The organism is Rhodococcus sp. B10 (genome assembly GCF_011770055.1).
Lineage (GTDB): Bacteria > Actinomycetota > Actinomycetes > Mycobacteriales > Mycobacteriaceae > Rhodococcoides > Rhodococcoides kyotonensis_B.
Genome location: NZ_JAAFYV010000007.1, coordinates 120251 through 143650 on the forward strand (window position 1 = coordinate 120251; position 23400 = coordinate 143650).

Below are 23400 nucleotides of genomic sequence, written 5' to 3' on the forward strand. Positions count from 1 at the left end.
CCCCTAGCCGCGGCGACCACGCCTGTCGTCCGACCAGTACCCGAAGATCCTCGTATCGTCCGCGGACAGCCCCGCGTCCTGGCAGACCGCCCGAATGGCGTCCATCCGTGAACGCTCGCCGGCCGCCCAGACGGTGGTGGTCGAGTCCATGTCGGAGCGCCTGGCTGCGGTCACCAGCGGGTCGAACCCCATACCGACGTGGAAGCTGACGACGCCGACGCCATCGACGACGGGTAGTTCCGCGACAGCGGCGGGGTCGGGCGTGTCCAACCACACCGTTCCGGTGGCCGACGCGGGCCACTGTTGCAGTATCGCGCGCACTGCCGGCACGGACGCCTCGTCGGCGAACAGCAGGACGCGTCGACCACTCTCGAAGTTCGGAAGACCTCTGCCTCTGGGCCCGCCGATGGGCGTCGAGGAACCGACCTCGATCGATCCGAGCCAGCGCTGCATGATCGTGTTCTCGAGGCTGGGGCTGAATTCGATGTCCAGGATGCCGCGGTCGGCGTCGAATTGCCGCACCGTGATGTCGAGGGACGGAACGCCGGGGAACTGCAGCCACTCCGTGATGCTGAGCGCGTCCCAGTCGGCGGCATGACGAGTCGGCGTCACCATCGACGTCATGCGCAGCACCCCTGGCCGCGGCCGACTGACAGCAAGCGTCCGCAGAGCCGGCTCGTAGAAGCCTGGTCCCGATTCTGGAACCGTCATGACCCACCTCCCGGAAGTCATCACTACTTGAGTAAGGCTAAACTTCGGCGACGCCCTCGCACCAGCCGGGTTACTCGTATGCTTTGTGTATGCAGGCCGAGATCCGACCCGCCGCCGGACGCCGACGCCGGGTGACCCCGGAGACGATCACGGCGGCAGGCATCGAACTGACGCTGCCGAAGGTGACCGTCAAGACGCTCGCCGAGAAGCTCGGGGTCAGCATCGTCGCGATCTACAACAACATCGACGGCATCGACGCCGTGAAGGATCTCGTCGCGGAAGAGATCCTGCGGCGGTGGGATTTTCCCGCACCCGCGGACGGCGAATCGCTGCACGACGCTCTGATGCGCCTCGCCATCGATCTACGTCGGCTCGTTCACGGGCATCCCGGTATCGCGCACTACCTGGTGAACATCGGCGCCGGGTCGCACCATGCACTCGCGAAGATCGACGCGGTGCAGCAGCGGTACGCGACCCAGTACGACCTGAGCCCCACGCAGGCGGTGTGGGCGGTCGCGACGGTGGCGGAACACGCCATCGCGCTGGCCGAACTCGTCCACACCCCGGACAGGCGGCAGAACCAGCCTGCGATGGTGGCCAGAGACGACCTGAGCGTGATTCCGCTGGGCGTGGATGCGGAGAGTCGAAGTCTGGACTCGGACTTCGAGTGGTCGATGCGGGCCGCCGTCGTCGGCACGGTCGCTGTGATCGGCGACCCGCGGTTCGACGAGCGTTAGCGGGTTTCCTTCTCCAGGTTGGCCAGCGTCTGCGCCTGGATCTTCTTCAGACCGAGCGGCGCGAACGTCTTCTCGAAGAAGCCGCCGATGCCGCCTGCGCCCTTCCATTCGGTCGTCGTCGTGACCTCGCTGCCCGATCCCGACGGCGCGACGGTCCAGGTGGTCACCATCGACGAGTTCGCGTCGCGCTCGGTGATGGTCGAACCGTCGACGCTGACCGTGGCCTTGACGTTCCGCGAACGCTTCGACGTGGCCTGCAGGGTCCACTGAGCAACCGTGCCTGCGCCCTGACCGCCCTCGAGGACGGTGTAGTCGAGGTACTGCTCGGGCAGAATACGAGGTCGAACCGTCTCGTAGTCGGTGAGCGCTGCCAACACCTGATCGGGCGACTGAGCGAGGGTGATGGAACTGCTGGCGCTTACCTGTGCCACGGGCGAATCTCCTTGTGCGTACCGAGCGAACATGTCCGTTTTCCATCCTGCCTTCAGGAGGGGTCGCTCGGCTACGAACGGATACGGCGATGTGAGATGGTTCACGGCACACTTTCTCAGCGCGACAAAAAAGATGTAGAACGCAACCATTTGTCGCTTTTGCACCGTTATCCAGCGCGAACGGAGCAACATTTCAGTGAAATTTGCCCGCGCGCGCAGCAATCGCGGTGGCTCCGAGCGACCCGTGGCGATAGCGTCTTCCTGTGGCTTCAGCGAGAGGGTTCATGAGACGAAGGCCCGAACCGAGGGAAACCGGTTTCGCGGCACATCGGGCGGGGGTCGAGCAGCTACTCGGAAGCTACCGCGCCATTCCTTCCCATGCGACGGTTCGGCTGGCGAAGAAGACGTCGAACCTCTTCCGTACGCGGGCCGTCGCGAACGCGCCCGGCCTCGACGTGTCCGGCCTTTCGCGCGTCATCTCGGTCAACCCTCAGGACAACACCGCAGATGTCGCGGGCATGTGCACCTACGAGGACCTCGTCGACGCGACGCTTCCCTACGGCCTGGCTCCTCTCGTCGTCCCCCAGCTCAAGACGATCACCCTGGGCGGTGCGGTCACCGGCCTCGGCATCGAGAGCACGTCGTTTCGCAGCGGCCTGCCCCACGAATCCGTCCTCGAGATGGACATCCTGACCGGCAGCGGCGAGATCCTCACTGCAACACCAGAAGGCGAGAACTCCGAGCTGTACTGGGGCTTTCCCAACTCGTACGGCACGCTCGGCTATGCCACCAGACTGAAGATTCGCCTCGAACCCGTCCTGCCGTACGTCGCGCTGAGGCACGTGCGTTTCGACGACCTCGAGACGATGCAGGCCACGATGGACCGCATCGCCACCGAGCGTGAGTACGACGGCATCGCAGTCCACTATCTCGACGGCGTCGTCTTCTCCGCGACCGAGAGCTACCTGACGCTCGGCGTGCAGACTGCCGAACCCGGCCCGGTCAGCGATTACCACGCCGGCTCGAAGATCTACTACCGCTCGATTCAACACACGGGCAGCACGCCCAAGTCCGATCGACTCACCATCCACGACTACCTGTGGCGGTGGGACACCGACTGGTTCTGGTGCTCGCGTGCGTTCGGAACGCAGAATCCGAGGATTCGACGTTTCTGGCCGACGAAGTACCGCCGTTCCAGCTTCTACTGGAAGCTCATCGGACTCGACCAGAAGTACGACATCGCCGACCGCCTCGAGGCACGCAAGGGCAACCCACCGCGCGAACGCGTCGTACAGGACATCGAAGTGCCGATCGAGAACACCGCCGCGTTCGTGCACTGGTTCCTGGACGAAATCCCGATCGAGCCGTTGTGGTTGTGCCCGTTACGACTTCGCGAACCCGCCGCACCCGGCGCCGACGCAGCCCGGCCGTGGCCCCTGTACCCCCTCGAACCGAAGCGGACCTACGTCAACGTCGGCTTCTGGTCCTCGGTTCCGATCGTCCCAGGCGAGCCCGAAGGTGCGGCGAACCGCGCGATCGAGAAGAAGGTGACCGAGTTCGGCGGGCACAAATCTCTCTACTCGGAGGCGTTCTACACCGAGGACGAGTTCGCCGCGCTCTACGGCGGCGCGAAATTCAAGGAACTCAAGAAGCGTTACGACCCCACATCACGTCTGTTGGACATGTATTCGAAGGCGGTGCAAAGAAAATGACGACATTCAAAGAGCCCGGTACCCGCGACGCAGCGAGAGCGCACAAGCTCACCATTTCCGAAATTCTCGAACTTCTTTCCGACGGCAACATCCCTCTCCGGTTCACCGCATACGACGGCAGCGCCGCGGGCCCGGAGGATGCTGCGCTCGGCCTCGACCTGAAGAGCCCGCGAGGAACGACGTATCTCGCGACAGCCCCTGGCGATCTCGGTATGGCTCGCGCCTACGTCTCGGGCGACCTGGAGGCGATCGGCGTACATCCGGGCGACCCGTACGACCTCCTGCGCATGATGGGCGACGAACTGCATTTTCGACGCCCGAGCGCACTGACCCTCGCGTCGATCACTCGCTCTCTCGGCTGGGACCTGTTGCGTCCCATCGCACCTCCCCCGCAGGAAGTCGTACCGCGGTGGCGTCGGATCGCAGAAGGGTTGCGTCACTCCAAGACTCGTGACGCCGATTCCATCTCGCATCACTACGACGTGTCGAACACCTTCTACGAGTACGTGCTCGGGCCCTCCATGACGTACACGTGCGCGGCGTACACCTCCTCCGGCGACAGCCTCGAACAGGCGCAGGAGAACAAGTACCGCCTCGTGTTCGACAAGCTCGGACTGAAGGAGGGCGATCGTCTGCTCGACATCGGTTGCGGCTGGGGCGGAATGGTGCGCTACGCCGCCCGCCGTGGCGTCAAGACGATCGGTGCGACCCTGTCGAAGGAACAGGCCGCGTGGGCGCAGAAGGCGATCGCCGACGAGGGTCTGTCCGACCTCGCCGAGGTGCGCTTCTCCGACTACCGCGACATCCCCGAGACCGAGTTCGACGCGGTGTCGTCGATCGGGCTGACCGAGCACATCGGAGTGCACAACTACCCGTCGTACTTCGAGTCGATCAAGTCCAAGCTTCGCGTCGGTGGCCGGGTGCTCAACCACTGCATCACGCGACCGGACAACCGAAGCCACGCTCGCGCAGGCGCTTTCATCGATCGCTACGTCTTCCCGGACGGCGAGCTCACCGGCTCGGGCCGCATCATCACCGAGATGCAGGACGTCGGCCTCGAGGTGCGGCACGAGGAGAACCTACGTGAGCACTACGCGCTGACGCTGAAGGCGTGGTGCCAGAACCTCGTCGACAACTGGGACGCCTGTGTCGCGGAAGCCGGCGTCGGAACGGCACGCGTGTGGGGCCTGTACATGGCCGGATCGCGACTTGGTTTCGAGCGCAACGTCGTTCAGCTGCACCAGGTTCTGGGCGTCAAGCTCGGCCCGAAGGGCGAGGCGGATGTGCCGCTGCGCCCGTGGTGGGAGGGGTAGGCGACTTCGTCGCATGTGCATAGAAATACATAGAGGGTTACGTATTTCTATGCACATGCCCGAAGTATGAGGGCCGATGTCTGCTCCGGCTGATCCCAGTGCGGGAAATGCCCGCACTTGTCGAACCAGTGCAGCTCGGCGTCGGGGAACCGCTCCATCGCGACCTTCGCCTCGCTGGGCAACGTCACTTTGTCCTGACGCCCCCAGCCGATGACCACCTTGCCCTGCAGCGAACCCCGCGGCGCACCTTCCTGACGTGGCCCGTGAATCAAAGCCTTGCGCGCGGCGGACAGCGAGGGCGACGCCTCGTCGGAGAACCCGCGTAGCTCACGCAGTACGAGCTCCTGCGGCAACTTCCACGGTGCCGCCGAGAACTGCGCCAGCGCAAGCGTTCTCGTCACGGCATTGCCGGTCACGAAAGGCAGCAACGGCTGAATCCGACTGACCAGCGCCACCGACGCGGTGATCGACGCACCGAACACCTTCACCTGCGTGTCGTTCCAGAAACCACCGGAATCCAGCGATACGACGGTGCCGCGGTGGCCGCGTCGGGCAAGCTCGAGCACCATCCGGGCCCCCATGGAACTGCCGACGACATCCGCGTCGGACAGTCCTTCGGCGTCGAGGAATTCACGCAGCGCGTCGGTCAGCGTCGCGATGGTGACCTCGGGCAGCGGCGGCGTCCGACCGAATCCCGGAAGATCGACGGCGATCACCTGCCGTTCCGCACTCAGCGCGGGCACGATCGGGTCCCAGTTTCGAAAACTGGATCCCAGGCCATGGACGAGCACCAAAGGTTTGCCGGATCCTGTTCTCACGTTGTGCATGTGACGTCAGGTACCCGATACCGGGTGAGCTACACCCGCGGGTTGTAATGCTTGGGGTCGTCGCGTTCCGACAGCGGCGGCAGATTGCGAGCAGGCGTTTCCGGCAACGGACTGTCCGACGCCACCCGCCCGGTCGCCCGGTCCCATCCGGCCCGGCCGCGCGGATGCATGCGGTACCGACGCGGCACGAACGCGAACGCCGCGTTCACCGCCTTCCCGACGAGCCGGTGTATCCGCTCGTCACGCTGAGTCCAGCTGTAGCCCAACAGATCTCGCACCGGTTGGTCGTACATCCCGACGGTCAACCAGACGAATCCGCGGGCGATGGGAATGCGCAGCACCGACCACACCGGCCCCGGAATCCACGACGCGAACGGCGGGGGCCCGAGACGCGACAGATCAAGCACGTCACGCGTCGCCTTGTTGTCCTCGAGCACGTCGCAGCACATGTGCTTCCAGTAGACCTGGAAGTCCTCCCACGTCTCGGGCACCGGCCGCATGCTCATTCCGTAGAGGCGATACCACTGGATGTGTTCGGTGAAGAGTTGCCGTTTCTGCTCGTCGCTGACGCCGCCCATGAAGTGATCCGCGGTGATGATCGTGCCCATGAAGAAGGTCGCGTGCGCCCAGTAGAAGGTGTCGGGGTCGAGCGCGTGGTAGCGCCTGCCTTGCGCGTCGACCCCCTTGATCTCGGCGTGGTAGCCGCGCACCTGAAGCGCCGTCCGTTCGGCGCGGTCGCCGTCGAACACCACGCCGCCGATCGGATAGAGCGAGCGGAACAGCCGCTCCCACCGCTCGTCGAAGAAGCTCGAGTGCTGCTCGACGCCCGCGCCCAGCCCGGGATGCATGTTCTGCATCGACCCGGCCCACACGCCTTGCAGCATGCCGCGCCAATCGCCGAAGTACTTCCACGTCAGCGAGTCGGGGCCGAGTGGCACCGGTCGCTCCTCACCGGACTGACTACGCATGTTGTCAGACTAGGATCTGACAACATGCGTAGTCAATGGTCGCGGCGATGAGCATCGACGACCGCCGCCGACACCGATTCACGACGCTTCTCGACGTCGGAACGTCCCTGCTCGGCGCTCCCGAAGGCCCGTCGGTCAGCGTGCGGGCCGTCTGCCGGGCCGCGAAGCTCACCGAGCGGTACTTCTACGAGAGCTTCACCGACCGCGACCAGTTCGTCCGCGCCGTCTACGCCCAGGTGGGCGAACGGGCACGCGCGGCGATCGAATCAGCCGTCGAACACGCGCAGGGCGACGCGCGAGCCGAAGCACCCGTCCGAGCCTTCGTCGAACTCGTGCTGGACGACCCGGCCGTCGGACGTGTCCTGCTCCTGGCCCCACTTTCCGAGCCTGCGCTCGGCGGCAGCGGCGCCGCGCTCGTGCCGGGGTTCGTAGAGCTGGTACGCGCGCAACTCACCGATCGAGACGCCGACGACGCGCAGCTCGTCGCGGTGGGCGTCGTCGGCGCCCTGACGGCGTTGTTCGCGGGCTATCTCGACGGGACCGTCACCGTGCCACGCGAGAAGTTCGTCGCCCACTGTGTGGAACTCGTGTCCGAAGCGGGCCGGAAAACCGGCTCCTTCATGCCATGATCGAGGCCCGCCGACACCCGAGGAGTCACTCACCATGTCCGATCTCGATGCGTCGTTCCAGCAGGCCCAGATCGACGTCAAGACGCTCACGACCAAGCCGAGCAACGACGACCTGCTGAATCTTTATTCGTTGTACAAACAAGGTTCGAACGGCGACGTCACGGGTAAGCGCCCGGGAAGACTGGACATGGTGAACCGCGCCAAGTACGACGCCTGGGCGAAGCTGGAGGGCACCGACCAGGAGTCGGCGAAGCAGTCCTACGTCGACCTGGTCGACCGCCTCCTCGGACGGTAGCTTCTCGGCGCGGATCCCGACTGCGAGAGGATCCACATGCGCGCCGGCAAACACGACGTACGCGACTACGACGAGGCCGATCTCGACATCGAGAAGCCCAAGACCCATGCCGCCGGAGCGACCGCGGTCGCTGTGTCGATGAAACGCGCGCTGGGCCACATGGGCCCGGTGCGCACGGCGAAGACCCTCCTCGACCTCAATCAGGCCGAGGGCTTCGACTGCATGAGCTGCGCATGGCCGGATCCCGACCCCGGCCATCGCCACGTCGCGGAGTTCTGCGAGAACGGCGCGAAGGCGGTCGCCGAGGAAGGGACGACGACACGCGCGACGCCGGATTTCTTCGCCGCGCACAGCATCGCCGATCTCGATTCGCGCAGCGAACACTGGCTCGGCCAGCAGGGTCGCATCACGCACCCGATGGTGAAGCTGCCCGGTGCGCGCTACTACGAACCGATCGAGTGGGACGACGCGTTCCGCCTCATCGGCGACCAGCTGAAGTCTCTCGCCGATCCGACCGAAGCAATCTTCTACACGTCGGGGCGCGCGTCGAACGAGTCGGCGTTCGTGTACCAGCTGTTCGCCCGAGCCTTCGGCACGAACAATCTGCCCGACTGCTCCAACATGTGCCACGAGTCGACGTCCATCGCGTTGCAGGAGTCGATCGGCATCGGCAAGGCGAGCGTGACGCTCGAGGACGTCTACGCGGCCGAGCTGATCGTCATCGCCGGCCAGAACCCCGGCACCAACCACCCGCGTATGCTCTCGGCACTCGAGAAGGCCAAGCAGAACGGCGCGAAGATTCTGTCGATCAATCCGCTTCGCGAGGCGGGACTCGTCAACTTCAAGAATCCACAGACACCACGCGGCATGGTGGGGCCCGGCACCGACATCTCCGACATGCACCTGCCGATCAAGGTCAACGGTGACCTCGCGCTGTTCCAAGCATTCGGCTCACTGCTCGTCGAATGGGACTGCATCGACCGCGACTTCATCGATCGGCACACGAACGGCTACGAGGAATGGAAGGCGCACGTCACCGCCGTCGACTGGGACGTCGTCACGTCGTCGACCGGGTTGACGCGCGAGCAGATCACCGACGCCGCGAAGATGCTGCGTGACTCCAAGGCCACCGTGTTCTGCTGGGCCATGGGCCTGACACAGCACCGCAATGCCGTCGCGACGATCAAGGAAGTCACCAATCTTGCGTTCGCACAGGGCAATATCGGCAAGAAGGGGGCCGGTCTGTTTCCCGTGCGCGGCCATTCCAACGTGCAGGGTGACCGCACGATGGGCATCTGGGAGCGCGTCCCGCAGCACTTCCTGGACTCGATCCAGAAGGAGTTCGGCTTCGACCCACCGCGCGAGCACGGACACGACACCGTCGACTCGATCCGTGCGATGCGCGACGGCAAGGCACAGTTCTTCCTCGGGCTCGGAGGCAACTTCGTGCAGGCGACGCCGGACACCGACGTCACCGCCCAGGCCATGCGCAATCTCGCGATGACCGTTCACATCTCGACCAAGATCAACCGGTCCCATCTCGTCACCGGCGACACCGCGCTGATCCTTCCGACCCTCGGCCGGACCGAGAAAGACGTACAAGCCACTGGGCCGCAATGGATTTCGGTGGAGGACTCGACCTGCTCGGTCCATTCGTCGCGCGGACCGCTGAAGCCCGCGAGCGAGCACCTGCGCTCCGAGGTCGCGATTCTCACCGGCATCGCCGAGGCCGCCATCGGTGATCGGTACGGCATCGACTGGAAAGGCATGCGCGACGACTACCGCCTCATCCGCGAGCACATCTCACGCGTCGTACCCGGGTGTGCGGGGTACGAAGTGAATGTTCGACGCCCGGGCGGTTTCATCCTTCCCCATCCCCCGCGCGATTCGCGGACGTTCGAAACCGAGTCCGGCAAGGGAGAATTCGTCGCGTCGCCGATCGAGGTGCTGCACGTACCCGACGGCCACCTGCTGCTGCAGACACTGCGCAGCCACGACCAGTTCAACACGACGATCTACGGGCTGAGCGACCGGTACCGCGGCATCGAGGGTGGCCGACGCGTCGTCTTCCTGCATCGCGACGACATCGCAGCACTCGGGTTCCAGGACGGCGACTTCGTCGATCTGGTCACGCGCTGGGAGGACGACGACATCGAGCGGTGCGCGTCGAACTTCCGGATCGTCGAGTACGACACCCCGCGCGGATGCGCGGCGGCGTACTACCCGGAGACCAATCCGCTCGTGCCACTGGACTCGACGGCGATGGAAAGCAACTGTCCGACGTCGAAGTCCGTCGTGATCCAGGTCGTTCGGGCGGGAACAGCGTGCGAGCCCGTCGGTCACGGCCACCAGGACGACACGGGGTCCGACTGGTCGCACAAGACGCACCCGCAGCCGCATCATCTGAGTTAGGCGCCGTGCGCGCGAATGTATACCCCTCTATACATTCGCGCGCACGTGGCGCGTAGCGCCCTATACCAACTTCCGCCCCGACCGCATTCGCCGTCGCACGTCCCAGAGCAGGGCGTTGAACGGAAACTGGCGCACGGCGACGGGAGTCATCCGGTTTCCCAGGGCCAGGACTCGCAGCAGGAGCGCGAACCGCCGCTCCTTCACCGGGTCCCACGGCAGCTCCATCTCGTCGCGAAATCGTTGCGGCAGAAAGCCTGTGGTGACGAAACGCATGAACGGTCCGATCAACGGATGCAGCACGGCAGGCTTGACGAAGGTAGCGGACGCGATGCCGTACAGATACCGCCGAACCGTCGCGTCGATGTGCACGTCGTCGAGTGCGGCGTCCCAGTACTTGTCGAACGCGGCACGATCCGCAGGCCACATGTCCTCCGGCATCTGCAGCGTCGATCCCAGAACATGACTGCGGCTGTACATTTCGTCGATGAAGCCCGGCTCGGGCGCGTCGTACAGCGCGAGATAGACGTCCTCGAATCCCCGATACAGGCACGCTGCGACCCACAGCTGGAGCTTCGGATCGAACGCGTTGTATTTCACCGGACTGTCGGCGGTCGACCTCACCGCAGCGTGAGATCTGTCGGTGGCTCTCCGATAGGCCGTCTTCACGTCGTCGTCGGCCATACCGGCAACCGCGAGATACGACAGCGTCGTTCGAGTGCGTTTCATCGGATGCCGGTTGATCTGACCGCTTTCGACGCGGCTCTCGACGACGCCGTAGCCGACGCTGGGATGAGCCAACTGCATGATCACGTTGGCGCCTCCGGCGAGCAGGCCGACGCCCGTCATGGACTTGCGGAGTAGTTCGTTGTCGGCAGTCATCGCTCTCCCCAATGGCGGAATCTGCATACGGGTGTGTTCAGATGACGCTAGGCGCACACGACACGGGGTGTCAAGATGTGCACATGTCCCCGACACCGCGAACCTACGGCGGAGTCGACGGGTCGGCGCGCGTCGCCGAGCGTCGGCGCGTGCTGATCGAGGCGGGCCTCGACCTGCTCGGAACGACCGAGCCCGAACTCAGCGTCCGCGGCGTCTGCCGTACCGCGGGAGTGGCGTCGCGGTACTTCTACGAGAGCTTCGCGGACAAGAACGCCTTGATGGACGCCGTCTACGACCGAGTCGTCGGCGAACTGACGACAGCCACTCTCGCCGCCGTCGCCGCGTCACCGATGTCCGAAGAAGAACGAGTCCATGCGGCCGTGGCGACCGTTGTCCGCATGGTCGCCGAGGATCCCCGACGCGGCCGCCTCCTCTTCTCGGCCACACTGAGCAACGACGTTCTCGCCGCCAAGCGAGCCGAGTCGACTCGCATGTTCGCCGGCCTTCTCGCAGCACAGGCGTCGGAGTTCTACGGCACCACAGGCGATCGAAGCCTGGACCTGACGACGCAGTACGTCGTCGGCGGCTTCGCCCAGGTGCTCACGGCATGGCTCGGCGGTGAACTGGACCTCGACGAGGACGCCGTCGTCGCACAGTGTTCGGACCTGCTGCTCGCGGCGGCACCCGAGCGCTAGCCCCACACCCCCACGCGTTCGAGGTGCGCGATCAGACGCTCTGCGCCATCCACGAACTGTCGACGCATCAGCTCACCGACCGATTCGAGGTCCCGCCGGGTAAATGCCGCGATCAACGCCTCGTGGCTGCGCACCGCTTCCTCACCCCAGGAACGGTCCGACGCGTACAGCCGGGCCGGGGTGTAGCGAATCGCACCGAACAGGAACCACGCGAGCTTCACGCCACCCGCGACCTTGTTGACCGTTCGATGGAACTCGAATTCGCAGCGCTCGACCGACTCCGCGTCGGCACGCCCGACGGCATCTCGCAGACAGCCGTTCAACCCCGTCAGCTGCACTATCTGCTCGGCGGTGATCACCCGCGCCGCACGACGCGCCAGCTTGCTCGCGATCGTGCCCTGCAGCCAGAAGATGTCCTCGATGTCGTCCCGGGACAGCTCGCCGACGCGATAGCCGCGGTGCGGAACCTGCTCGACCAGCCCTTCGCCCCGCAGACACACCAGCGCTTCGCGGACGGGTGTCGCGCTGACGCCCAGTTCGACCGCCGTCTCGTCGATCCGCACGAACGAACCGGGTCGGATGGCTCCGGACATGATCTGCCCCCGGAGGTGGCCGGCAACCTCTTCCGACAGTTGGGGTCTACGTCGCAGAGCGGGTGCGGACATCAGAGCCCGTAGGTCTTTCCGATGATGTCGCGCTGAATTTCGTTGGTACCGCCGTAAATCGACGACACCAGCGTCGTTCGCACGTGCTTCTCCATGTCGAACTCCGTTGCGTAGCCGTACCCGCCCATCATCTGCATGCCCTCGAGCGCAACCTTCTTCGCCGTCTCGGTCAGTTTCAACTTCGCCATCGACGCCTCCCGCGGAAACAGCTTCTGCGGGTTCTCGTCCACGAGTCGAGCGACGTGGTAGACCAGCAGCCGACCGCACTCGATCTCCGTCGCGAGATCCGCAATCCGATGCCGTAGAGCCTGGAACGTGCCGACGGGTCGTCCGAACTGCTTCCGCTGCGTGATGAACTCGAGAGTGTCGTCGAACGCCCGCTGTGCGGTACCGAGCATCATCGCCGCCAGGATCAGACGCTCGATGTTCAGACCTGTCATCAGCTGCGACCACCCCTGGCCCTCGACGCCGACGACCGCGTCCGCGGGCAACGCACAGTCGGTGAAGTACAGATCGTTGACTTCCTTCCCGCCCATCGTCTCGATCCCCACGATGGACAGGCCGTCCGCGTCGGCGGGCACATCGAACATCGTGAGCCCCTCATGCTTCCCGCCTCCACGCCCCGTTCGCGCGACGAGCAGAATCCGATCCGCGAAATGCGCGTTCGAACACCATGTCTTCTGTCCGTCGATCACCCAACCGTCGCCCGTCTTCTCCGCACGACAACTCAGATTCCCGACGTCCGATCCCGCCTCCGGTTCCGACATCGAGATCGAGTAGCTGCGACCCGCCACGATGCCGCCGAGCACGGTCTCCTTCTGCGACGCGGTGCCGAACTTCTCGTACGCGGCGCCGGTGATCAGGGTCGGTCCGATGCCCCCGATCGGGGCCATGGCCTTGGCTGCCTGCTCGAGCAGGATGCACATGTCGACGGTGCTGCCGTCGGCGCCCCCGTACTCTTCCGGGATCGTTGCACCGAGCCAGCCGAGCGCGGCCATCTTCTCGTACAGCGCCTGGTTGTGGGTGTGCTTGCCGTGGTCGGTGAGGGCATCGCGCTGACCTCGCGTCCCTGCCTCCTTGGCGCAGAAATCTGCGACGGCGCGAGCGAACGACTGCTGTTCCTGCGTGAAATCCGTGCTCATCTTGGCTCCTGAAGAAGGACGATTGGGGGTTGTCTCAGGCCGGATACGGCGCATAGTGTGAGCTCGACAACAGTAAATCACATCAAATATATGTGATGTGACAAGCAGATCGCCCCCAGCCCGCGGAGGAAATCGCCCATGACGGACCAGGCCGAACGCACCCCGACTCGTACGTTCGACAGCCTCGACCCACGAACGTCGAACGTCCTCGCCAGCTACCCGGTAGCTGGAGTGAACGAGGTGGACGACGCCGTCGACCGGGCTCGTTCCGCCGCGCGATGGTGGGACGTCCAAGGCTTCACGGGACGCAAGCGTTGGCTTCTCGAATACAAGAAAGCCATCGCCAAGGACGCACAGAGCCTCGCCGACGTCATCGCCGCCGAAACCGGCAAGCCCGACGAGGACTCGCTTCTCGAAGTGATGATGGGCGTCGAACACATCGACTGGGCAGCCCGCAACGCCGAGACGACGTTGAAGCAGCGCAAGGTCTCGTCCGGACTGATCAGTGCGAACCAGCAGGCGTACGTCGGCTACCGACCGTTCGGGGTCGTCGGCGTGATCGGGCCGTGGAACTATCCGCTCTACACCCCGATGGGCTCCATCGCGTACGCCCTCGCCGCAGGCAACGCCGTCGTGTTCAAGCCCAGCGAATTGACGCCGGGTGTCGGCGAATGGCTTGCGCAGAAATGGAATTCGTTGGCCGCGCCGCATCCCGTGTTCCAGACCGTCACCGGCGACGGATCCACCGGCACCGCGCTCTGCCGGTCGGCGGTGAACAAGATCGCGTTCACCGGATCCACCGCCACCGCCAAGAAGGTCATGGCCACCTGCGCCGAATCACTCACCCCTCTCGTCGCCGAGTGCGGCGGCAAGGACGCGATGATCGTCGACGCCGACGCGAACCTCGATGCGGCAGTGGAGTTCGCGACGTTCGGCGCGATGGGCAACGCAGGACAGACGTGCGCGGGCGTCGAACGCATCTACGTCGCGGCGCCCGTCTACGAGAAGTTCGTCGACAAGCTCGCCGCGTCGGTCACCGCGCTGAAACCGGGTGGAGCGTCGACGTCGTCGTACGGTCCGATGACGCTCGGCAAGCAGAGCGACATCGTGCGCGCACAGATCCAGGACGCACTGTCGAAGGGCGGACACGCCGTCGTCGGTGGCCTCGATTCGCTGCACGGGCCGTACATCGATCCGGTCGTTCTCACCGACGTTCCCGAAACGTCCACGGCGATCACCGAAGAGACGTTCGGACCGACTGTCGTCGTCAACAAGGTCCGCGACCTCGACGAGGGCATCGACCGCGCGAACGCGTCGTCCTACGGCCTCGGGGCGTCGGTGTTCACGAAGGACCCCGCCGCCGGCCGTCGGGCAGCCGAGAGGCTCGATTGTGGTGTCGTGACGGTCAATTCGGTCCTCGGCTTCGCCGGAATACCTGCACTTCCCTTCGGAGGAACCGGGGATTCCGGTTTCGGCCGTATTCACGGGGCCGACGGTCTTCGCGAGTTCAGCACCGTGAAATCGCTTGCCGTCCAGAAGTTCGCTGCTCCGCTGAACCTGCTGACCATGCAGCGCAAGGCGCGTGATCTGAAGATCTCGGCGCTCATGCTGAAACTTCGCCACGGACGGGGATGACCCCATGGACCTCACGCCGGCGCGGGGCCGCTACGGCTGGCTTCGACGTATCGAACAACTCGACCCTGTCGACGACTGCCACACCATCCATCGCATCACCGCGGGATACGAATTCCCGTGGGACTACCAACGAGCGCTCGAATTCGCCCTGTTCCGAACGTATTGCGTGCCGACCATCTCCGCGCTGCTCGAGAAGACCGGCGAGTTCGCGAACCGGCCCCAGAAGCGGTACGACGACACCTCGCTGTTGATGGGAGAGATGGTCGAGCACGGGTACGATTCCGCGCGCGGTCGCGAGGCACTGCGCATGGTCAACCGCATGCACGGGCAGTACCACATCGACAACGACGACATGCTGTACGTGCTCACCACCTTCATCTACGAGCCGATCGAATGGATCGACACGTACGGGTGGCGTCGGCTGCATCCCACGGAGCGGCTCGCGACGTTCCACTTCTACCGCAACGTCGGAATGCGCATGGGGATCAAGAACATTCCCGAGTCGTACACCGATTTCGCACGGTTCAAGCTCGACTACGAGGAACGCACCTTCCGTTACACCGACGACAACCACAAGGTCGGCACCTACACACTCGACCTGTTCTGCTCCTGGTTCCCGGCGCTTCTTCGCCCTGCTGTCGAACAGGGCGTCTTCGCGCTGATGGACGACCGGATGGCGAGCGCGTTCGGTTTCCCGGCCGGCTCACCCGTCGTCAAGCGCGCAGCCGTCGCTAGCCTGCGCGCCAAGGCCCGCGCCGAACGCTTCCTCCCGACTCGCAAGAGGCCCCGCACCACCGACGATCCGAAGAACAAGACCTATCCCGGCTACCCGGGGAACTACACCCCGAAGGATCTCGGCGCCATCACGTGTCCCTACTCAAGCGAACGCGCGGTCCACCCACGCGTCGAGAGCGCCGCGGAACTCCGATGACTGCGGCAGCGGTGCGTACATGTCGAAGCCCGTCGTCGGCAACGGACCCAGTTCGGCAAGCATGTGCGAGGCGTTCGTGAAACGCGCGTAGTCGACGTCGGTCCCCTGCAGCGCGTCGAACAGCACGTCCGTCTGCCCGCAGGACACGTTGAGATCCTTGTCCGAGCACGTCAGAAGAACATCGGTGCCCGACGGCAACCTACCGGCCAGCACGGCCGGGTCCAACGCGTCGGCCTCGGTCAGGAACGTGGCGCTCTCCTCGTCGAATCCGATCGGCGCGAGCACCTCGTCGTCCGGGTACGGCAGCGGCTCACCCGCCCGCAACGCCGCGATGGTCTCGTCGAGACGGCCTCGCCACACGTCCGCGTCGGCAGGCGTGGCCTGACCCGACGAGACCGCAAGGTCGAAGTTGCGGTTCAACTGCGCATGCAACAGATCGAAATAGCGAATGGACAGCGGCGCGAGCAGACCGAGCTTGCCGACGGCCACTCCGCGGTCGGCCAGCGCCAACGCCGTCAACCCGCCCTCGCTGTGTCCGAGCACCGCGAAGTCGTCGCCGCTGATTCCGGTGCGCTCGGACAACACTGCGGCCGCTGCCTCGGCCGCGTCGACTTGGTCCGTGAAGCCGGGGGGATCCGCTGGGTCGAGTCCGTCGGTTCCGGTGCGGCCTGCCCCGATCTTGTCGAACCGCAGCGTCGTGATGCCTCGTTGCGCCAACGCGTCGGCAATGTAGGCGATGGTGCTCGGCGAGATGTTCGCGGCCTGCACGTTCCCGTTGCGGTCTATCGGTCCACTACCCGGGAGAAGCAGTGCGGCGCCTCGTGTTTCGCCGACCGAGGGTCGCAGACTGCCGTAGTAGGTGATGCCGTCGGACACGAATTCGACCTCGGTGTCGACGGCAGTGTCGGGCGACCACGGCACGTCGATCGGCGCAGCGGTCGCGGTGGCACCTCCCGCGCAGAGCATCAGAGAAGCGGTCAATCCGACGAGTACACGCGTGGTCACCGACATGGAAGGCATGCTAACAACCTTTCTTGACGAAGTCTTTACCCACAATGTGGGCGGGTATCGTTCGGTGGTATCGCTTCGCACTCTTCACAGGAGGCTCCACGATGGCCGGTGGACTCGTTGCACTGCTGGACGACGTAGCCGCGCTCGCGCGTCTGGCTGCGGCCTCGATCGACGACGTCGGCGCTGCGACCGGACGAGCGACCGCGAAAGCTGCCGGTGTCGTGATCGACGACGCGGCCGTGACGCCCCAGTACGTCCGCGGTCTCGCCGCCGAGCGCGAGTTGCCGATCATCAAGAAGATCGCCATCGGTTCGCTGCGGAACAAGCTGCTGATCATCCTGCCGATCGCGTTGATACTGAGCCAGTTCCTTCCGTGGCTCCTGACGCCGATCCTGATGCTCGGTGGCTGTTACCTCGCCTACGAAGCGGTGCACAAGATCTGGGGTGCACTGTTCGGGCACGGTGACCACCACGCCGAGGACGACGGACCTCGCGACGAGGACAGCGTCGTCTCCGGTGCCGTCCGCACCGACCTCATCCTCTCGGCCGAGATCATGGTCATCGCACTCGACACCATTGCCTCCGAAGGCTTCTGGAGCCGATTGATCATTCTCGCCGTCGTCGCGGTCGTCATCACCGTCGTCGTCTACGGTGTCGTCGGGCTCATCGTGAAGATGGACGACATCGGCTTGCGTCTGGCCGAGAAGTCGTCCGGATTCGTCGAGAAGTTCGGACGCGGCCTCGTCAAGGCCATGCCGAAGGTCATGTCGTTCCTCGGCGTCGTCGGCACCGCGGCCATGCTGTGGGTCGGCGGGCACATCCTGCTCGTCGGGATCGACGAACTCGGCTTCCACCCGCTGTACGAGCTCGTTCATCACGGCGAGGACGCTGTCCACGACATCGCCGGCATCGGACCGGTGCTCGCGTGGATCGTCAACACTCTCGCCTCGGCGCTGCTGGGCCTGATCGTCGGAACGATCGTCGTCGTCGCGCAGCTGGGCGTCTCACGCCTTCTTGCGCGCCGCAGATCCGCCGAGAGCGCGCACTAGGTTCGCACGCGCAGCTCTCACTCCCACAGCAACACGGGCTTGACCGTTTTCCCGTCACGGTGGTCGTCGACGGCTGCGTCGATGTCTCGCCAGTGGTAGGACGACACCAGTCGGTCGACGGGTAGTCGGCCGTCTCGGAGCAGTGCAGTCAGAACCGGAACGAACTGTTCCGGTATCGAGTCCCCTTCGAGGCATCCGCGAACGGTCTTCCCTGTAATGACGGTGTCGAGCAGGTCGAGTCGTACCGTCCCTTTTCCGAGTCCGACGGTCACGAGCGTTCCCCCGATACCCAGTGCGGCGATCGCGTCGGCGACGACGTCGGCCACACCCGTGGTGTCCAACGCGTGTGTGACACCTCCGCCGGTGACGTCACGCAGCGCCTCGACCACGTCGACATCTGCCGGATCGAACACGTGGGTAGCACCGAGGTCGAGGGCCAGTGCACGTCGCGCACCGGATGTCTCGACGACGCAGATCGTCCCGACCCCTGTCGCAACCGCAGCGAGCACCGCTGCCATCCCTACCCCGCCCGCGCCGTGGACGACGAAGGAGTCCGAGGGTTCGGGGCGCAGCACGTTCATCACCGCGCCCGCTCCCGTCTGCACGCTGCAGCCGAGGGGCGCCGCCACGGCAAGGTCGACGTCTCGGTCGACGACGATCGTGTTGTCCTGCGTCGTCAGTGCCATCTCGGCGAACGACGACTGTCCGAAGAATCCGTCGGCAACGGGTCCGCCGCCGCTCGTCACCCGAGGCGAACCGTCTGCCCGCGTACCGAACTGGTTGAGGACGCCGCCGCGGTGGCAGTACGCGGGTCGTCCCTGTGCGCAGTTCGCACACGTGCCGCACCGGCGATACGTGAGAACGACGTGGTCGCCGGGTCGTATCCCTGTCACCCGACTACCGACGGTCTCGACCACTCCCGCACCTTCGTGCCCGAGCAGAACGGGACGCGTGCGCGAACCCGCCGCGCGTGCAACGAGATCGGTGTGGCATATGCCGGTCGCGCGCATTCGAACGAGAATCTCGTCGCTCCGTGGGTCGTCGATCTGCACGCTCTCGATCGAGAACGGCGACAGCGGGTCTCGCGAGACCAACGCCCTGGCAGTCACCATCAGCTGCGCTCGAGCACGAAGTAGAAGTGCTTGCCGCGAGACAGCACGAGGTCGGGCTTGCCGTTCATGATCCCCATCAGGGTGCGGTCGTCGACACGTTTGAAGTGGTCGAACACGGCCTTGCCGTCGTAGACCATCGTCGCGGTGACCTCGCCTCGAAACTCGATGTTCCAGAGCGACGCCTCGCCCGCACCGAGCTCGACGTTCGAGTACAGCGACCCGTCGTCGGCGCGGCAGATGAGAGGTTTCGCGTCGGTCAGCGAATGAAAAGTCTTGCCGTGCCATCTACTTGCGGGCAGCGCGGCACACAGCGCGTGGCCGGTTCGGAAGGCCGCGCCGGTCCACGACCCCAGGATGTCCTCCGCACGCACCGTGTCGAGCGTCGCCCAGACCTCGTCGAGTTCGTCCGTAGAAACGTCGGACTGCTCCAGTAGTTCCCGTACCCTCATCGTTCATTGCCTCCCCATCAGTACCGCCACCATCACCGTGTGCACCCGAGCCACCGTGGCATCCGAGCGATCGAATCGCACCGCGCGACCGACGTCGAACACGACGCCCAGCGCAGCATGCACGAGGAATCGGGACGCGACGACCGACAGCTCCGGCCGCGCATCTCGCAGCAGCTGCGCCCATCGTTCGATATTCTGCCGCTGCACGTTTCGTAGTCCCGAGCGCTGTTCCGCGGGCAGATTGCCGATCTCGGCGAAGTAGACCGCGACGAGTTCGCTCTGCCCGAACGTCAGTTCCGTGTACAACCGGCACAGCGTGGCGATGGCCGTGACCGGATCGGTCGAGCGTGCGAGCGACGTCTGCAGCGTGTCCGTCAACTTTTCGTTGGCGCGATGGAACGCCGCCGCGAGCAGCTCGGCCTTGCTGGGAAAGTATCGGTACACGCTCGATGCGTTGATGCCGACGGCCGCGCCGATGTCCTCGATACTCACGTCGTGGAAACCGTGCTCGTAGAACAGCAGAATCGACTCGTGCAGCAACAGTTCGCGTTTCGAATCCGGCGTCGCCACGTCACGAGACGCGGAGTCCGCCGAGCCCGGAGGCAGATCAGCCTGCAGAACCGACCATGCCGCGTCGAGGATCATCGTCTCGATCTGTTTGGCGGACAACGCAGTACGATGCGCGGTGATACTTGCGACGACACTGATCGCGGCGGTGGCGAGCAACGCCGCGTCGGCGTCGGGCAACTCGGGACGCAGCGTCTTCAACGGATCTTCGACGCGCCCATGCAGCGTGTACAGGGCGTCGCGTAGCGCCACTTTGTCGTCGCCGACGAGGTAGCGGCCTTCCCAGCGATACAACCCACCGGTGCGCCTGTTGTCGATGGTGGTGCGGATGACCGCCGTGAGCACAGCGTTCATGCGCGCTTCCGCGTCGGGTCCGTCGACGACAGTGGGGTCCGTCGCGGCCAGCAACAGGTCCGCGAGCCGCATGACGGTGTGCACGAACAAGGCGTATTTGGTGGGAAAGTGCCGATACAGTGCCGGCCCGGAGATTCCGACCGTCGCGGCGATGTCGTCGATCCCGACGGGATGGTAGCCACGCTCGCTGAACGCCTCCGCCGCAGCCGAGAGAATCTGCGCTTTGCGGTTTCTCGGCCGTCGACGACGCGGCGCCTCGGTGTCCGTCATCCGCTTCCATTCCCGTCCTCGTGTGCTACCCCGGTCGATCCTCATCCTAGTGGTCGATTTCGTCAACCCTTGACAGGCAGCAGAATTAACGCGTTAAGTTAGCGGCAATTCGCACGGCCGACCTCATGGCAGGAGCATTCGATGGCCACTGGTCTGCACTCGGTGTCGGACGCGGGAGTCCTGACTCTGCGCATCGACCGACAGGACCGCATGAACGCACTCGACGGACCCACCGCCGCTGCGCTCGTCGACGCCCTGTCTGCCGTCACCCCCGACGGTGACGTCCGCGTCGTGGTCCTCACGGGCACCGGACACGCATTCAGCACGGGCGCGGACATCGCCGAGATGGCCGCGTCGACTCCGACGTCTCCAGACGACATACGGCGCGCTGCGGAGGACACGATGGCGACGGCGACGGCGCTCGTCCGCGCGGTCATCGACGCCCCTGTTCCGGTGATTGCGCAGGTGAACGGCGTCGCGGCGGGCATCGGAGCATCACTGGCACTCGCGTCGGATCTCGTCTTCGCGGCCGAGGAGGCATCGTTTCTGCTGGCATTCACCACGGTCGCGCTGATGCCCGACGGCGCCGGCAGCCTCCTCGTTCCGGCGGCGATCGGTCGCGTCCGTGCGGCGGCGATGGCGCTGTTGGCGGAGCCGATGACGGCGCCCGACGCAGCCGCGGCGGGACTGATCAACAAGGTCCTGCCCGCGAACGAACTCGAGAACCACGTGCAGAAGATCGCCCGACGCCTGGCCCGCGGGCCACGGCGTGCACTCGAGCTCACCAAGCGCGCCTTGACGGCGTCGACGCTCGCTCTTCTCGACGACGCACTGGAACGCGAACGTGAGGGCCAGATCGAACTGTTGACCGCCCCGGAATTCCGCGAAGGCATCGCTGCCGTGCTCGAGCATCGCCGACCCGATTTCGAACGCGAATCACCGCAAACTTAGAGGCACCGCACGGTGCAGAAATACCGTTGTCAATTTGCCCTCGGCCCATCCCGGCCAGAGGTACGCTCGTCACCACATCCACCCTCGACGGAGAGGAAGCGCGATGGCCGCCCATTCGGACGAACCCCATCGATCCATTCGCATCAACTGGAACAATCAGGTCCGACGCCACGCGCTCATGCAGCCCGACGCCGTCGCACTCCGGTTCCAAGGAGCATCGATCACCTGGTCCACCCTGGGTGACCGCGTCGCTCGGTTCGCTCGGGTGTTGGCCGACAACGACATCGAGTACGGCGATCGCGTCTTGATCCTCATGCTCAACCGCCCCGAGTATCTGGAGACGGTTCTCGCCGTCAATGCTCTGGGCGCTCTCGCGGTGCCGGTCAATTTCCGCATGACACCGCCCGAGGTCGCCTTCCTCGCACAGAACAGCGGCGCGAAGGTTCTCGTCACCGACGACACGTTGTCGCCGCTGGCCGATGCCGTTCTTGCACAAGTCGATTCGCTGAACACGAAGATCACCACGGGCACGGAGTACGAGACGCTGCTGTCCGACGCCACGCCCGCCGAACCCGTCGACGTACCCGACGACGCACCCGCCCTGATCATGTACACCTCGGGTACGACAGGTCGCCCCAAAGGTGCCGTGTTGACCCACTCGAACATGCAGGCACAGGCGCTCACATGTATTCGGGCACTCCGAATGCACGGCGTCGACGAGGTCGGATTCTGCGCGTCACCGATGTTCCACATCGCCGCGCTCGGCAGCCTGGCACCGAGCCTGCAACTCGGTGTTCCGACCGTGATCTATCCCGTGGGCGCGTTCGACCCGTCGGCTCTTCTCGATGTGCTCGCCGCCGAGGGCGTCACGACGCTGTTCCTCGTGCCAGTGCAGTGGCAGGCCATGTGCGCCGAGCAGTCGCGCAACCCCAGATCGCTGAAACTGCGGGTCATTTCGTGGGGAGCCGCGCCTGCATCGGACACGATCCTGAAGGCCATGGCAGCGACCTTCCCCGACGCACTCAACGTGGCGGTGTTCGGGCAGACCGAGATGTCACCCATCACCTGCGTCCTCGACGGCGAGGACGCCTTACGCAAGCTGGGCTCGGTGGGCCGCGTGATCCCGACCATCGCTGCCCGTGTGGTCGACGACGACATGAACGACGTCGAACCAGGGTCCGTCGGCGAAATCGTCTATCGCGGGCCGACGTTGATGCGTGAGTACTGGCAGAACCCCGACGCCACCGCCGACGCGTTTCACGGCGGCTGGTTCCACTCGGGTGATCTCGTGCGTCAGGACGACGAAGGATTCGTGTTCGTCGTCGACCGCAAGAAGGACATGATCATCTCGGGCGGCGAGAACATCTATTGCGCCGAGGTCGAGAACGTTCTGTTCGGCCATCCGCGCATCCTGGAGGCGGCCGTCATCGGACGTCCCGACGACAAGTGGGGTGAGGTGCCGGTCGCGATCGTCGCGCTGAACGACGAAGGCCCCGACCTGGGCCTGGACGAGTTGTCGTCGTGGCTCGGCGACCACCTCGCGCGCTACAAGCATCCGAAGGAGCTCGTGACAGTCGATGCGTTGCCACGCAACGCGAGCGGCAAGGTCGTGAAAGTTGCGCTGCGCAACACGTATTCGCCGACGCCCGCATAAC

General features: G+C 65.1%; 23 protein-coding genes. 12 read left to right on the forward strand and 11 right to left on the reverse strand.

The window, feature by feature from the left end; all coding sequences use genetic code 11:
* Window positions 1-3: 3 nt before the first annotated feature.
* On the reverse strand, window positions 4-711 hold the full coding sequence (locus RhoFasB10_RS06955) for a siderophore-interacting protein (RefSeq protein ID WP_068423644.1): 708 nt from the start codon (window positions 709-711) through the stop codon (window positions 4-6).
* A gap of 89 nt (window positions 712-800) precedes the next feature.
* On the opposite strand from RhoFasB10_RS06955, the gene RhoFasB10_RS06960 reads away from it, so the two are divergent.
* Window positions 801-1448, forward strand: coding sequence for an HTH domain-containing protein (locus RhoFasB10_RS06960; protein ID WP_167675752.1), 648 nt, complete (start codon window positions 801-803; stop codon window positions 1446-1448).
* Here RhoFasB10_RS06960 and RhoFasB10_RS06965 read toward each other — a convergent pair.
* Window positions 1445-1879 carry an SRPBCC family protein gene (locus tag RhoFasB10_RS06965; RefSeq protein ID WP_068423646.1) on the reverse strand — a complete coding sequence of 145 codons (435 nt, stop codon included), beginning with the start codon at window positions 1877-1879 and terminating at the stop codon, window positions 1445-1447. The genes RhoFasB10_RS06960 and RhoFasB10_RS06965 overlap by 4 nt on opposite strands.
* Window positions 1880-2163: 284 nt before the next feature.
* Between RhoFasB10_RS06965 and RhoFasB10_RS06970 the strand changes: the two genes are divergently transcribed.
* Window positions 2164-3591 (forward strand): FAD-binding oxidoreductase, encoded by a 1428-nt coding sequence (locus RhoFasB10_RS06970; RefSeq protein WP_068423508.1) that lies wholly within the window; start codon window positions 2164-2166, stop codon window positions 3589-3591.
* The gene (locus tag RhoFasB10_RS06975; protein ID WP_068423510.1) at window positions 3588-4904 is read left to right on the forward strand and encodes a class I SAM-dependent methyltransferase; all 1317 of its coding nucleotides are present in this window, start codon (window positions 3588-3590) and stop codon (window positions 4902-4904) included. Before RhoFasB10_RS06970 ends, RhoFasB10_RS06975 begins: the two co-directional genes overlap by 4 nt.
* Window positions 4905-4951: 47 nt before the next feature.
* Here RhoFasB10_RS06975 and RhoFasB10_RS06980 read toward each other — a convergent pair whose 3' ends face one another.
* Together RhoFasB10_RS06980 and RhoFasB10_RS06985 are read right to left on the reverse strand one after the other, a co-directional pair.
* On the reverse strand, window positions 4952-5731 hold the full coding sequence (locus tag RhoFasB10_RS06980; RefSeq protein ID WP_167675754.1) for an alpha/beta fold hydrolase: 780 nt from the start codon (window positions 5729-5731) through the stop codon (window positions 4952-4954).
* A gap of 29 nt (window positions 5732-5760) precedes the next feature.
* A complete protein-coding gene (locus RhoFasB10_RS06985; protein WP_167675756.1) occupies window positions 5761-6699 on the reverse strand; it encodes an oxygenase MpaB family protein in 939 nt (312 codons plus the stop codon).
* 47 nt (window positions 6700-6746) lie between these two features.
* On the opposite strand from RhoFasB10_RS06985, the gene RhoFasB10_RS06990 reads away from it, so the two are divergent.
* From RhoFasB10_RS06990 to RhoFasB10_RS07000, 3 genes are read left to right on the forward strand one after another with little or no spacing between them, the layout of a single operon-like run.
* Window positions 6747-7328, forward strand: a complete 582-nt coding sequence (locus RhoFasB10_RS06990; RefSeq protein WP_206030585.1) for a TetR/AcrR family transcriptional regulator — start codon at window positions 6747-6749, stop codon at window positions 7326-7328.
* 34 nt (window positions 7329-7362) lie between these two features.
* A complete protein-coding gene (locus tag RhoFasB10_RS06995; RefSeq protein WP_068423517.1) occupies window positions 7363-7623 on the forward strand; it encodes an acyl-CoA-binding protein in 261 nt (86 codons plus the stop codon).
* 36 nt (window positions 7624-7659) lie between these two features.
* On the forward strand, window positions 7660-10035 hold the full coding sequence (locus RhoFasB10_RS07000; protein WP_167675760.1) for an FdhF/YdeP family oxidoreductase: 2376 nt from the start codon (window positions 7660-7662) through the stop codon (window positions 10033-10035).
* 60 nt (window positions 10036-10095) lie between these two features.
* On the opposite strand, the gene RhoFasB10_RS07005 is transcribed toward RhoFasB10_RS07000, so the two are convergent.
* A complete protein-coding gene (locus RhoFasB10_RS07005; RefSeq protein ID WP_167675763.1) occupies window positions 10096-10914 on the reverse strand; it encodes an oxygenase MpaB family protein in 819 nt (272 codons plus the stop codon).
* An 83-nt stretch (window positions 10915-10997) separates the two neighbouring features.
* Here RhoFasB10_RS07005 and RhoFasB10_RS07010 point away from each other — a divergent pair, with 83 nt between their 5' ends.
* Window positions 10998-11609, forward strand: a complete 612-nt coding sequence (locus RhoFasB10_RS07010; RefSeq protein WP_167675765.1) for a TetR/AcrR family transcriptional regulator — start codon at window positions 10998-11000, stop codon at window positions 11607-11609.
* On the opposite strand, the gene RhoFasB10_RS07015 is transcribed toward RhoFasB10_RS07010, so the two are convergent.
* Complete coding sequence (locus RhoFasB10_RS07015) at window positions 11606-12274, reverse strand: GntR family transcriptional regulator (protein WP_068423522.1); 669 nt, start codon at window positions 12272-12274, stop codon at window positions 11606-11608. The two genes, RhoFasB10_RS07010 and RhoFasB10_RS07015, sit on opposite strands and share 4 nt — an antisense overlap.
* Window positions 12274-13416 carry an acyl-CoA dehydrogenase family protein gene (locus RhoFasB10_RS07020; protein ID WP_068423523.1) on the reverse strand — a complete coding sequence of 381 codons (1143 nt, stop codon included), beginning with the start codon at window positions 13414-13416 and terminating at the stop codon, window positions 12274-12276. Before RhoFasB10_RS07020 ends, RhoFasB10_RS07015 begins: the two co-directional genes overlap by 1 nt.
* A gap of 138 nt (window positions 13417-13554) precedes the next feature.
* On the opposite strand from RhoFasB10_RS07020, the gene RhoFasB10_RS07025 reads away from it, so the two are divergent.
* Complete coding sequence (locus RhoFasB10_RS07025) at window positions 13555-15051, forward strand: aldehyde dehydrogenase family protein (protein ID WP_068423524.1); 1497 nt, start codon at window positions 13555-13557, stop codon at window positions 15049-15051.
* 4 nt (window positions 15052-15055) lie between these two features.
* A complete protein-coding gene (locus RhoFasB10_RS07030; protein ID WP_068423525.1) occupies window positions 15056-15982 on the forward strand; it encodes an oxygenase MpaB family protein in 927 nt (308 codons plus the stop codon).
* Here RhoFasB10_RS07030 and RhoFasB10_RS07035 read toward each other — a convergent pair.
* Entirely contained in the window at window positions 15929-16993 is a 1065-nt protein-coding gene (locus tag RhoFasB10_RS07035; RefSeq protein WP_084423632.1) for an alpha/beta fold hydrolase, read from the reverse strand. The genes RhoFasB10_RS07030 and RhoFasB10_RS07035 overlap by 54 nt on opposite strands.
* 101 nt (window positions 16994-17094) lie before the next feature.
* Between RhoFasB10_RS07035 and RhoFasB10_RS07040 the strand changes: the two genes are divergently transcribed.
* A complete protein-coding gene (locus RhoFasB10_RS07040; RefSeq protein ID WP_068423657.1) occupies window positions 17095-18042 on the forward strand; it encodes a DUF808 domain-containing protein in 948 nt (315 codons plus the stop codon).
* 17 nt (window positions 18043-18059) lie between these two features.
* Here RhoFasB10_RS07040 and RhoFasB10_RS07045 read toward each other — a convergent pair whose 3' ends face one another.
* Genes RhoFasB10_RS07045 through RhoFasB10_RS07055 form a run of 3 tightly spaced genes read right to left on the reverse strand, consistent with a single transcriptional unit; the run spans window position 18060 to window position 20794 of the window.
* Window positions 18060-19151 (reverse strand): NAD(P)-dependent alcohol dehydrogenase, encoded by a 1092-nt coding sequence (locus RhoFasB10_RS07045; RefSeq protein WP_207890797.1) that lies wholly within the window; start codon window positions 19149-19151, stop codon window positions 18060-18062.
* Window positions 19152-19153: 2 nt separating this feature from the next.
* A complete protein-coding gene (locus tag RhoFasB10_RS07050; protein WP_114330415.1) occupies window positions 19154-19603 on the reverse strand; it encodes a DUF4334 domain-containing protein in 450 nt (149 codons plus the stop codon).
* A gap of 3 nt (window positions 19604-19606) precedes the next feature.
* Window positions 19607-20794 (reverse strand): TetR/AcrR family transcriptional regulator, encoded by a 1188-nt coding sequence (locus tag RhoFasB10_RS07055; RefSeq protein ID WP_167675767.1) that lies wholly within the window; start codon window positions 20792-20794, stop codon window positions 19607-19609.
* A 141-nt stretch (window positions 20795-20935) separates the two neighbouring features.
* Between RhoFasB10_RS07055 and RhoFasB10_RS07060 the strand changes: the two genes are divergently transcribed.
* Both RhoFasB10_RS07060 and fadD5 read left to right on the forward strand, forming a co-directional pair.
* Window positions 20936-21745, forward strand: a complete 810-nt coding sequence (locus RhoFasB10_RS07060) for an enoyl-CoA hydratase (protein WP_206030587.1) — start codon at window positions 20936-20938, stop codon at window positions 21743-21745.
* A 103-nt stretch (window positions 21746-21848) separates the two neighbouring features.
* The gene (fadD5, locus tag RhoFasB10_RS07065; RefSeq protein ID WP_167675769.1) at window positions 21849-23399 is read left to right on the forward strand and encodes a fatty-acid--CoA ligase FadD5; all 1551 of its coding nucleotides are present in this window, start codon (window positions 21849-21851) and stop codon (window positions 23397-23399) included.
* Window position 23400: the final 1 nt, after the last annotated feature.